Genomic DNA, 11,757 nt, shown 5'->3' on the forward strand with positions numbered 1-11,757 from the left:
GCTCATCATAGTTTGGTTATGATTATCATCTTTTATTATGGTTGTCATGGTTCAGTTATGATTAATGAAGGAAGACATCATTCATGGTCACGGTAGTCGAAAACACAGATCCTAAGATCAAGCCTGTCCCAGCGGTTATCAAAGAGCTGGAAGAAAAATATGCTGGTAAGTTCGTTGTGCAGCACACGGTTGACGACATTCCAACGGTTTGGGTGGCACGCGCTGATTTATTAGACGTTCTCTTATTCTTACGAAAATTGCCAAAACCTTATGTCATGTTATTTGACTTGTCAGCGATAGATGAGCGTTTACGTCAGCATCGCCAAGGTTTACCTGACAGTGATTTTACGGTGTTTTATCACTTGATGTCGCTTGAGCGTAATAGTGATGTGCGTATCAAAGTGGCGCTCAGTGAAGAAGATTTAAACGTCCCAAGTGCGACACAGATTTGGCCCAATGCCAACTGGTATGAGCGTGAAGTTTGGGACATGTTTGGTATTGTCTTTACAGGACATCCGCATCTAACGCGTATCTTATTACCTAAATATTGGGAAGGTCATCCACTGCGCAAAGAATATCATGCGCGGGCAACTGAATTTACCCCGTATTTCTTGAATACCGCCAAACAACAATACGAGCAAGAAAACCTGCGCTTTGTCCCAGAAGAATGGGGCATGAAACGCTCGGGTCGTGATGAAGATTTTATGTTCTTGAACATTGGTCCTAACCATCCATCCGCTCATGGTGCTTTCCGTTTGGTACTACAGCTTGATGGCGAAGAAGTCGTCGATTGTATCCCTGATATTGGCTATCACCATCGCGGCGCCGAAAAGATGGCTGAGCGTCAAACGTGGCACTCATTTATTCCTTATACCGACCGTATCGACTATCTCGGCGGCGTAATGAATGAGCTACCGTATATCATGTCGGTTGAAAAGCTTGCCGGTATTACTATTCCGCCGCGTGCTGAAACCATCCGCGTGATGATGAGTGAGTTTTTCCGTATTACCAATAACTTGCTGTTCGTCGGTACCTTTATCCAAGATGCCGGTGGTATGACGCCGGTATTCTATATGTTTACTGATCGCCAAAAAGCTTATGACGTTATCGAAGCTGTAACCGGTTACCGTATGCATCCTGCGTGGTTCCGTATCGGCGGTACAGCGCATGATTTACCGCGCGGCTGGCAGCGTTTGGTTCGCGAGTTTTTAGATTGGATGCCAAAACGCTTGGATGAGTATGTCAAAGCAGCATTGCAAAACAGTGTGCTTAAAGGTCGTACCCAAGGTGTTGCCCAATATAATACTAAGCAAGCACTGGCATGGGGCGTTACTGGCGCAGGTTTGCGTGCAACGGGTTTGGATTTTGATTTGCGTAAAGCGCGTCCGTACATGGGATACGAGAATTACGATTTCGAAGTACCAGTCGGCTATAACGGCGATGCTTATGATCGCTGTATGGTGAAAGTCGAAGAGATGCGCCAGTCGCTACGTATTATCCGTCAATGTATGGATAATATGCCGCAAGGTCCTTATAAGGCGGATCATCCATTGGCAGTACCGCCACCAAAAGACCGTACCTTGAATGACATCGAAACCTTGATTAATCACTTTATCTCTGTTTCTTGGGGTCCTGTGATGCCAGCGGGTGAGTGCACAACGATTGTAGAAGCAACTAAAGGTCTAAACAGTTATTACATCACCTCGGATAAAGCGACGATGAGCTATCGTACCCGTATCCGTACTCCGACATTCGCGCATTTGCAGCAGATGCCATCAGTCATTAATGGTTCATTGGTATCCGATGCCATTATGTATCTGGCATCAATTGATATTGTGATGGCCGATTGTGACCGTTAGAAAGTCTGTGGTTATACGTTTATCATTATCGTTTATATATTAAAAGTACGACGCGTTCATTAACATATTATCGCCAAACTGGCACACCAAAACGCTGTCATTGCGCCGTGAGCGCAATCTTAACAGTGGGCTGAGTGAGGAAAGAAAAAGATTATGAAAATTGTTTCCGATAAAATGCCAAAAGTAGATGTGGCAAGTATCTTAACTGCAGAAGAAATTGCGGCTATCCATGAGTTTATGCATCATTATCCCCATCCACGAGCAGCATCTTTAGATTCGCTGAAAATTGTGCAAAAGCGTAACGGCTGGGTTAATGATGCACAAGTGAATGCGATTGCTAATATTCTAAATGTACCGATGACGGATATGGATGGGGTAGCAACCTTCTTTAACCGTATCTATCGTCAGCCAGTTGGTCGTCATGTCATCCTTGTTTGTGATTCGGTCGCTTGTTATTTAACAGGCTATGAAGCACTGGCAGCTGAATTAAAGTCGCAGCTGGGCATCAACTATGGTCAAACCACTGCTGATGGTCGTTTTACGCTATTGCCGATTTGCTGTTTAGGTAACTGTGACAAAGGTCCTGCGGTATTGATTGATGAAGATACCTATGGTCCTGTCCAGCCTGAAGAAGTCGCCCAATTGTTGGAGCTATACGCATGAGATTAACTGTTTCAGAGCAGATTGCTCTTCGTAATCAAGGCAAAGCGCCAAGCCAACTTAATGAACAGCGTATTCCTATCTATGGCGATAGAGCGACTGCTACCAGTGAAACCAAACCACTGACATGGCGCTTAGCGCATCATGATGCTGTGCTTGATTTGGCCACTTATGAATCATTACGTGGTTTTGAAGCGTTAAAGATAGCGTTAAACCAATCGCCAGATGATACGTTAAATACTATCAAAGAAGCGGTGGTAAAAGGTCGCGGAGGTGCAGGTTTTCCAGCAGGTATTAAATGGTCGCTAATGGCACCACCTGATGGCGGTCCACGCTATCTAGTCTGTAATGCTGATGAGATGGAGCCGGGTACGTTTAAAGACCGTTTGCTCATGGAGCGTTTGCCACTTCAGCTTATTGAAGGCATGCTTATTTCTGCCTATGCGATTGGTGCAACAGCCGGTTATATCTTTATCCGTGGTGAATACATCTTAGCGGCAGAGCGTTTAAGTACAGCGATTGAAGAATTGCGTGCCAATAACTTAATTGGCGATAATATTTTAGGCTCAGATTTTAGTTTTGATTTACATGTGCATACGGGTGCTGGTCGTTATATCTGCGGTGAAGAAACGGCATTGATTAACTGCTTAGAAGGTCGTCGTGCTAATCCGCGTACCAAACCACCATTTCCACAGGTAGCTGGTGCATGGGGTCGACCAACCGTGGTCAATAACGTTGAAACTTTACATAATGTTTCAGCGATTATCCTGCATGGTAGTAAGTGGTATCAAGACCTGCCAAAAGCCAAAGGTGTGGTCGAAACGCCAGGCACGAAGCTATTTGGCTGTTCTGGTTTGGTCAATGACCCCGGTCTTTGGGAATTACCATTTGGTTATACGGCGCGTGAGATTATTGAAGATTTCGCAGGTGGTATGCAGGAAGGTCGCACACTTAAGGCTTGGTTACCAGGCGGCGCATCAACGGATTTTTTAACCGCTGAACACTTAGATACTGTCGTTGATTTTGACACCATTCAAAAAGCGGGTAGCCGTATGGGTACGGGTTTGCTTATGGTTGTCGATGAAGAGCAAGATATGGTGCCATTGGTACGTAATCTTGAGATTTTCTTTCAGCGCGAATCGTGTGGTTGGTGTACCCCATGCCGCGATGGTTTGCCGTGGGGCGTCAAAATCCTTACCGCTATCAATGATGGCGAAGGGCAGATTGGCGATGTTGAAAAGCTAGAAGGTTTAACCCGTGACTTATGGATCGGTAAAACCTTTTGCGCGCACGCCCCTGGTGCGATGGAACCACTGATGAGTGCAATTAAATATTTCCGTCCTGAGTTTGATCAAAAGATAGCACAGGCGGTTGGTGAAGATGTCATTGAGGCTGCAGCCAATCAACAGCTAGATGTGAAATAAGGAGAGCGGCATGGCAGTCATACATATTGATGGAACCACTGTCGAAGTAGATAGCGCGGACAATTTGCTACAAGCATGTTTGTCACTCGGCATTGATGTGCCGTATTTTTGTTATCACCCAGCCCTTGGTTCAGTAGGCTCTTGCCGTCAGTGCGCGGTTAAGCAATATATGACCAAAGAAGATATGGAAGCAGGTCGCGGTCGCCTTGTGATGTCCTGCATGGTCGCCCCAGGCGATGATATGTACATCTCAGTGACTGATGATGAAGCGAAGGCGTTCCGTAAGTCGATGGTTGAGCTGTTGATGATTAACCATCCGCATGACTGCCCAACCTGTGAAGAGGGTGGACATTGTCATTTACAAGATATGACCTATATGTCAGGTCATCATCGTCGTCGCTACCGCTTTACCAAACGCACCCATCATAATCAAGAGCTTGGTCCTTTTATCGCGCATGAAATGAACCGCTGTATCGCTTGCTACCGCTGTGTCCGTTTTTATAAAGACTATGCAGGCGGCGAAGATTTAGGTGTTTATGGCTCAAATGAACGTGTTTATTTTGGTCGTGATAAAGATGGTCAGTTTGAAAGTGAGTTTTCAGGTAACCTAACGGAAGTCTGTCCAACGGGGGTATTTACCGATAAGACACATTCGGATCGTTATAACCGTAAATGGGATATGCAGTATGCACCAAGCATCTGTCATGGCTGCTCAGCGGGTTGTAATATCTCTGCCGGTGAGCGCTATGGTGAATTACGCCGTATCGAAAATCGCTATAATGGCGAGGTAAATCGTTATTTCTTATGTGACCGTGGTCGTTTTGGTTATGGCTATGTCAATCGTGAAGACCGCCCGACTCAAGCGCTTGAACGTATCAATGATAAACATGTCAAAATCAATATTGACTATGCTCTTGATGAAACTATTAAGCGTATTAAAGACAAAAAAGTCATTGGTATTGGTTCACCACGTGCCAGCCTTGAGACCAACTTTGCGCTAAAAAACCTCGTTGGTTTTGATAATTTTTCAACGGGTCTTAATTATCAGCAGCAAGCACTGGTCAATAAATGTATTGAAGTCTTGAGTACTGAGGGTATTTATAACCCAGGTATGACCGATATTGAAAGCCACGATGCGGTACTGATTTTGGGTGAAGATATCACTCAAACGTCATCACGTGTGGCACTCTCTATCCGTCAAGCGGCGAAAAATGAAGCCATAAAAATGGCGACTGCTACCAAAACGCAATCGTGGTTGGCTGAGCCAGTCAAACGTATTGCTCAAGGCGCACAAAGCCCAGTATATGTCATCGATGTGACTCAAACCAAACTTGAAGATATCAGTAAGGTTAGCGTCGTAGCGACACCTGAAGACATCACTAAACTTGGTTTTAAAGTTGCGGATGAAATTGCTATATTTGCTGATAACTTATCAAAAATAGTCGACCCGCAAAGCAATGAGGAAGATGCTAATGCCAATATTGGCGCTGATCCTATGCAAGCGCTGGCACAGCAAATCGCTTATGACTTGATCCAAGCGGACAAGCCGTTGGTTGTCTCTGGTAGCAGCTTATCGTCTATTGCCTTGATAGAAGCAGCAGCGCAAATCACGCAAGCATTAAGCCAAAAGCGTGCAGCGATCAAAGCAACTGAGCAGTATGAAGTTGAGACACATAATGCCAAAGTTGCAGCAGCTGAAGCGCAAGCACAAACAACAACGGCGCAGCAAACAGAAGATAAAGATCTGTCTGCCAAGCCAAATAAGCCTGAAACGGGCGTTAATACTGAAGCACAAGACGATGTTGAACGTCAGCCTGCAACCAAACTTGAGCTAAAAGAAGTCAATAAAAAGTATCATGCCCAAGCGGGTATCTATTTAGCAGTGACAGATGCTAATAGTATCGGTGTTTGTTTACTCGGTGGTCATTCAGTTGAAGAATTGCTGGCGACTGATTTTGATGTGGTGATAGTCGCTGAAAATCAGCTGACTGATGCTATTGATGCGAATAAATTAACACAGCTATTGACTGATAAAACCGTCATTGCGTTAGATCATCAATTACTCGATTGGCACAAAGACGTCGATATTGTATTGCCAGCAGCCACTTTTGCTGAAGCAGACGGCACGCTTATTTCTGCCGAAGGTCGTGCGCAGCGCTTCTTCCAAGTTTATGATAATGACTATTATCATCCGCTTAGTAGTATCAAAGAAGGCTGGCGCTGGTTACATGCCGTGCACAGCAGCTTAGAAGGTCGTGATGTCGATTGGACGCAGCTTGACGATGTCATCAATGCTTTGATAGCGACCCATCCTAAGCTTGCTGGTATCAAAGAAGCTGCACCCGATGCTGATTACCGGATGACGGGTCTAAAAATTGCCCGTCAGCCACGTCGTTACTCAGGTCGTACTTCTATGCGCGCGCCTGTCTCTGTCCATGAGCCAATGCAGCCAAAAGATTTGGATACCGGTTTAACCTTTTCAATGGAAGGCTATAGCGGTAAGCAAACCCCAAGCGCGATGATTCCTTTTGCGCAATCTGCCGGTTGGAACTCACCGCAAGCTTGGAACAAATACCAAGATAAAGTGGGTGGTAGTCTTAGAAATGGTGATCCGGGTGTGCGTTTGTTCGATCAGTTAGAGCGTTTAGCTACGCGCCAATATGTTGCGCCAGAAGTTAGCTCAGTAGCTACGACGGATATGCAGCAAGGGCAAGCTAAATTGGTTCCTATTTATAATATCTATGCCAGTTCAATGATGGCATCGCGTAGCCCAGTCGTTGCTGAACAATTACCAGTAGCTGCATGGCGTATAGGGATTGATGACGCAAAAGATTGGAGTATCGTGGCTGGTGATTATCTAGCGATTGAGATTGATAAACAGCAAATCACGCTGCCAGTAGAGCTTGTTGGCTATTTAGCCGAAGGTTGTATCGGTTATCCTGTCGGTCAGGTGAGCATTATTCATCCATCGATGCCAGCGTCAGTACGTAAAGTCGATGCACCTATTACGATGATGGGCGGCTTAGCTAATGACGCTAGTGGCAATTCTGAAAATGACACTGCTTTAAATAGCTTTGAAGATAACAATAACCGCGCCGCGCCAGTAAGCACAGCGCCGACCACCACACAGGAGGTGTAATATGCAAGTCACTCGTATTATCCCTGATGTGCCAAGTTTTTTGGCGAGTATGATGACCTTTGATACTTGGTCCATACTTTTTATGGTCATACAATCGTTGGTTATCTTTTTAGTCGTTGTCATTGTCGCGGCAATGATGATTATCTATGAGCGCCGGATGCTAGCACTCTGGCAAGACCGTTATGGTCCAAACCGTGTTGGACCGTTTGGTTCACTACAGCTAGTCGCCGATATGCTCAAAATCTTCTTTAAAGAAGATTGGACACCAAATTTTACCGATAAGTTTATGTTTACTTTGGCGCCTGCAGTTGCCATGTTTACTGCTCTGGCTTCATTTGCCATTATTCCTATCTCGCCAACGCTTGGCGTTGCTGATTGGGATATTGGTATTTTATTCTTTTTTGCCATGGCTGGTATTGCAGTCTATGCAGTGCTATTCGGTGGTTGGGCATCAGCCAATAAATTCTCATTGCTTGGCGGCTTACGTTCAGCCGCGCAAACTATCAGTTATGAAGTGTTCTTAGGCTTGTCGTTGATGGGTGTTGTTGCATTGACTGGCTCATTTAATTTACGTGCGATTGTTGAAGCGCAGGCTGATGGTTGGTATATCATTCCGCAGTTCTTTGGCTTTTTAACCTTTGTCGTTGCTGGTGTTGCGGTCACGCATAGACATCCATTTGACCAACCAGAAGCTGAGCAAGAGCTGGCAGAAGGGTATCACGTTGAATATTCTGGCATGAAGTTCGGTATGTTCTTTATTGGCGAATACGTCAATGTCGTATTGATTTCTGCTTTGATGACCTGCTTATTCTTTGGTGGTTGGTTGGCACCTTTTAATTTAGATATCCCGTTTATTCCACCCGCTTTTTGGTTCATGATTAAGACGCTTTTCTTTATGACTATGTTTGTTTTGGCTCGAGGCTCACTCATGCGTCCGCGCTATGATCAGGTGATGAACTTTGGCTGGAAAGTCTGCCTGCCCGTAACCTTGATTAATCTATTGGTTACTGCTGCAGTCATTTTGATTTTTTCCCCAACGTTGTAATCATCACTAGCCATCACTGATGAACTAGGGTAAAGCTGAGAAGGATAATAATCCCATGTTTACTACGATAAAAAAGACCGTCATTGGACTATTTACCATTGTCCGCAGCATGTGGATGGTCAATAGTCATGCGCTTAGACCACGCGATACCATTCTTTATCCTGAGGTGCCAGTACCAGTGCCGCCACGTTTTCGTGGACGTATTATATTGTCGCGTGACCCTGACGGCGATGAGCGCTGCGTTGCTTGTAACTTGTGCGCTGTGGCATGTCCAGTTGGTTGTATCTCCCTGCAAAAAGCGGAACGTGAAGATGGTCGCTGGTATCCAGAGTTCTTCCGTATTAATTTTTCACGTTGTATTTTTTGTGGCTTGTGTGAAGAAGCTTGTCCTACGACAGCTATTCAGATGACTCCTGATTTTGAGATGAGCGAATACGTCCGTCAAGACTTGGTCTATGAAAAAGAGCATTTGCTGATTTCAGGACCAGGTAAATATCCCGATTATAACTATTATCGCGTGACGGGTATGGCGGTAGCAGATAAACCAAAAGGCGCGGCGCAAAATGAAGCGGCACCGATTGATCTAAGGAGCTTGCTACCATGATGAATATTTTAAATAATCCTGAATTGGCAGGGTTTTACTCATTAGCAGCGGTAGCAATATTTGCCAGTTTGCGCGTGGTAACCCAAGCCAATCCAGTGCATGCTATTTTATCGATGATTGTGTCATTGCTGGCAATCGCTGGCATATTTTTTGTGATAGGTGCGCCGTTTGCTGGAGCACTTGAAATTGTCGTTTACGCGGGTGCCATTATGGTGCTGTTCGTCTTCGTGATTATGATGCTGAATTTAGGCATGCGTAATGATGAGCGGGAAGAGCGTTGGCTTGATGCCGGCACTTGGGCGATACCGACGGGGCTAACGATTATTATCGCGGTCGTGCTATATGCGATGATTGGTCTCAATCATAACGAAGCAGCTCTGATGGGCGGTACGACTATTTCAGCAAAAGCAGTAGGTACAGTCTTATTTACCAAATACATTATGTTGATAGAAGTAGCCGCATTGCTACTACTTGCTGCTCTAGTTGCAGCTTATCATTTAGGTAAAGAAGCTATCGATGATGAGATTATCGGTAATGATAGCCTAGTAGCCAGTCCAAATGTCGGTAGTATTGAGCTGTACGAAAACGACAGCATGCACACCAATAACGATGTAGTAAAGATGGCAAAACCATACGAATATAAAGATGTCGACCCGCATGACTATGTGGGCATGAAGGTCGGTATGAAAGCAGGTACGCAGAACGGTATGAAGAAAGTCACGCGCAAGGAGTCAGACTGATGGTACTAGCAGCAAGCGTGGCACAAGATATTGCCAATGTGCCGTTTGCCCATGAAGTAGCAGGCTTAGTGCAGCCGGTTGCTGAGGCGCAAAATGTACTGGGTCTGATACCCATGAGCCATGGACTAATCTTGGCAGGTATTTTATTTGCGATTGGTCTGTGCGGTGTTATGGTACGGCGTAATTTTCTATTTATGCTGATGAGCCTTGAGATCATGATGAATGCGGCGGCACTAGCATTTGTGGTAGCAGGTAGTCGTTGGGTCGATCCAGATGGACAGATTATGTTTATCTTTATCTTGACCTTAGCAGCAGCAGAGGCCGCTATTGGTTTAGCAATATTATTGCGTTTTTATCATCAGCGTGGGCATCTTGATGTCGACAGCGCCAATGAGATGAAAGGATGATGTCATGAGTTTATTACCATTAACCTTTATATTCCCGCTCGTTGGCTTTTTGATTCTAGCCTTTATGCGCGATAAATTAAGCGAGCAGGTGGCAGCGATTGTTGGTGTCGGTAGTATGCTGCTATCAGCGCTATGTACGCTGATCGTCAGCTATACCTTCTTAACGACGTATCCAGCCGGAACTGTTGTAGAGATTCCACTCTGGACATGGTTCCAAGTCGGTGATTTTGCGCCAAATTTTGGCTTAAGCTTTGATGGGTTAGCATTGACGATGACGGGTGTCATTACCGGTATCGGCTTTTTGATTCATCTGTTTGCCGCATGGTATATGAAAGGTGAAACAGGCTTTGCGCGCTTCTTTAGCTATATGAACTTATTCGTCGCCAGTATGTTATTGCTGGTATTAGCGGATAACTTGTTCTTGCTCTATCTTGGCTGGGAAGGCGTCGGTATCTGTTCTTACTTGCTAATTGGTTTTTACTATCATGACCGCGCTAATGGTCGAGCAGCGATAAAAGCCTTTACCGTGACCCGTGTTGGTGATGTGTTCTTAGCATTTGGTTTGTTTTTATTATTCCGCGAATTTGGTACGCTTAATATTCAAGAGATTATTACCCGTGCCCCGGAAGTATTTGATATTAATAATCCAACCATGATTCTAACTACCATGATGTTGGTTGGCGGTGCGATGGGTAAATCAGCGCAGCTACCATTACATACATGGCTTGCAGATGCGATGGCAGGTCCAACGCCAGTATCGGCATTGATTCACGCGGCGACGATGGTTACCGCTGGTGTTTATTTGATTGCCCGTCTACATCCATTATTTATATTAACACCTGGCGTACTATTGTACTGGGTTGGGGCAGTGGGCGCATTAACGCTGGTTATCGCAGGATTCTGTGCGTTGGCACAAACGGACATCAAGCGTATCCTTGCTTATTCGACTATGAGCCAAATTGGCTATATGTTCTTAGCACTCGGCGTTGGTGCATGGCAAGGGGCTATCTTCCACTTGATGACTCATGCTTTCTTTAAAGCATTGTTATTCTTATCATCAGGTGCAGTCATCCTTTCGGTACATCATGAGCAAAACATCTTTAAGATGGGCGGCTTACGTAAAAAGATTCCGTTAGTATTCTGGTGCTATATCGTCGGTGGCGGTGCACTTGCTGCGATACCTTGGGTCACCGTTGGTTTTTATTCTAAAGAAGCCATTCTGTGGGAAAGTTATGCAACCGGTCATATGGTTTTATTCTATATGGGCGTATTCGGTGCTTTCTTAACCGCGCTTTATACCTTCCGTATGATTTGGATTATCTTCTTTGGTGAAGAGAAAACGCATGCCCATAAACTATCTGGTGTGTCATATTGGCTGCCGCTTAGTGTGTTGCTCGTATTATCTACGGCAGTGGGTGCATTTATTACCCCGCCATTGCAAGGCGTATTGCCAGAAAGTGTTGGGCACTTATTAGAAGTGGCTGGTCAGGCGCATGCTAAGCACACCGCAGAGTATATCGCGATGGGTGCGATGGCAGCAGGCTTGATATTGGCGGCGCTATTATATGTCGTTAATAAAGGTCGACTGCTGACCAGCTTTAAGCGCACGCGTATCGGTGGGGCGCTATATCATTGGTGCTATCACGGTATGGGCTTTGACGCGCTATACGATATAGTTTTTGTAAAACCCTTTTTGTTCATCGGCCGCTTATTTAAAGCCGACCCTATCGATAAAACGTGGCTGTTATTACCTAAGCTGGCATCAGCGGGTAATAAGGTATTGTCTGCGACGCAAACAGGGTCACTTCGAGGTTATGCTGCAAGCTTTGGCTTGGGTATGGCTGTATTACTCGTGCTGGTAATGATGACGGTGGTATAA

Annotated in this window: 9 protein-coding genes; all 9 read left to right on the top strand. The window is 45.2% G+C overall.

From position 1 onward, the window contains the following. Nucleotides 1-83: 83 nt before the first annotated feature. The 9 genes from nuoC (at nt 84) to nuoL (ending at nt 11,757) form a co-directional block, all read left to right on the top strand. On the top strand, nt 84-1,859 hold the full coding sequence (gene nuoC / locus PSYCG_RS02960; RefSeq protein ID WP_011512926.1) for an NADH-quinone oxidoreductase subunit C/D: 1,776 nt from the start codon (nt 84-86) through the stop codon (nt 1,857-1,859). 153 nt (nt 1,860-2,012) lie between these two features. Beyond that, the gene (nuoE, locus tag PSYCG_RS02965; protein WP_020442867.1) at nt 2,013-2,522 is read left to right on the top strand and encodes an NADH-quinone oxidoreductase subunit NuoE; all 510 of its coding nucleotides are present in this window, start codon (nt 2,013-2,015) and stop codon (nt 2,520-2,522) included. Further along, the gene (nuoF, locus tag PSYCG_RS02970) at nt 2,519-3,943 is read left to right on the top strand and encodes an NADH-quinone oxidoreductase subunit NuoF (protein WP_020442868.1); all 1,425 of its coding nucleotides are present in this window, start codon (nt 2,519-2,521) and stop codon (nt 3,941-3,943) included. Before nuoE ends, nuoF begins: the two co-directional genes overlap by 4 nt. A 10-nt stretch (nt 3,944-3,953) precedes the next feature. Continuing rightward, the gene (gene nuoG, locus PSYCG_RS02975) at nt 3,954-7,082 is read left to right on the top strand and encodes an NADH-quinone oxidoreductase subunit NuoG (RefSeq protein ID WP_020442869.1); all 3,129 of its coding nucleotides are present in this window, start codon (nt 3,954-3,956) and stop codon (nt 7,080-7,082) included. Between the two features lie 49 nt (nt 7,083-7,131). Further along, nucleotides 7,132-8,127 carry an NADH-quinone oxidoreductase subunit NuoH gene (gene nuoH, locus PSYCG_RS02980; protein ID WP_041772426.1) on the top strand — a complete coding sequence of 332 codons (996 nt, stop codon included), beginning with the start codon at nt 7,132-7,134 and terminating at the stop codon, nt 8,125-8,127. A gap of 55 nt (nt 8,128-8,182) precedes the next feature. Beyond that, complete coding sequence (nuoI, locus tag PSYCG_RS02985; protein WP_020442871.1) at nt 8,183-8,731, top strand: NADH-quinone oxidoreductase subunit NuoI; 549 nt, start codon at nt 8,183-8,185, stop codon at nt 8,729-8,731. After that, nucleotides 8,728-9,471 carry an NADH-quinone oxidoreductase subunit J gene (gene nuoJ, locus PSYCG_RS02990; RefSeq protein ID WP_020442872.1) on the top strand — a complete coding sequence of 248 codons (744 nt, stop codon included), beginning with the start codon at nt 8,728-8,730 and terminating at the stop codon, nt 9,469-9,471. Before nuoI ends, nuoJ begins: the two co-directional genes overlap by 4 nt. A 98-nt stretch (nt 9,472-9,569) precedes the next feature. After that, complete coding sequence (gene nuoK / locus PSYCG_RS02995; protein ID WP_041753378.1) at nt 9,570-9,878, top strand: NADH-quinone oxidoreductase subunit NuoK; 309 nt, start codon at nt 9,570-9,572, stop codon at nt 9,876-9,878. Between the two features lie 4 nt (nt 9,879-9,882). Then, nucleotides 9,883-11,757: an NADH-quinone oxidoreductase subunit L gene (nuoL, locus tag PSYCG_RS03000; protein ID WP_020442874.1), complete on the top strand. Its 1,875-nt coding sequence runs from the start codon at nt 9,883-9,885 to the stop codon at nt 11,755-11,757.

It is taken from the genome of Psychrobacter sp. G (assembly GCF_000418305.1).
Lineage (GTDB): Bacteria > Pseudomonadota > Gammaproteobacteria > Pseudomonadales > Moraxellaceae > Psychrobacter > Psychrobacter cryohalolentis.

What these genes read in the sequence shown, in the direction of transcription:
- nuoG (WP_020442869.1), top strand. Translation starts at nt 3,954, where the DNA reads ATGGCAGTCATACATATTGATGGAACCACTGTCGAAGTAGATAGCGCG.
- nuoI (WP_020442871.1), top strand. Translation starts at nt 8,183, where the DNA reads ATGTTTACTACGATAAAAAAGACCGTCATTGGACTATTTACCATTGTC.
- nuoE (WP_020442867.1), top strand. Translation starts at nt 2,013, where the DNA reads ATGAAAATTGTTTCCGATAAAATGCCAAAAGTAGATGTGGCAAGTATC.
- nuoH (WP_041772426.1), top strand. Translation starts at nt 7,132, where the DNA reads ATGATGACCTTTGATACTTGGTCCATACTTTTTATGGTCATACAATCG.
- nuoJ (WP_020442872.1), top strand. Translation starts at nt 8,728, where the DNA reads ATGATGAATATTTTAAATAATCCTGAATTGGCAGGGTTTTACTCATTA.
- nuoF (WP_020442868.1), top strand. Translation starts at nt 2,519, where the DNA reads ATGAGATTAACTGTTTCAGAGCAGATTGCTCTTCGTAATCAAGGCAAA.
- nuoC (WP_011512926.1), top strand. Translation starts at nt 84, where the DNA reads ATGGTCACGGTAGTCGAAAACACAGATCCTAAGATCAAGCCTGTCCCA.
- nuoL (WP_020442874.1), top strand. Translation starts at nt 9,883, where the DNA reads ATGAGTTTATTACCATTAACCTTTATATTCCCGCTCGTTGGCTTTTTG.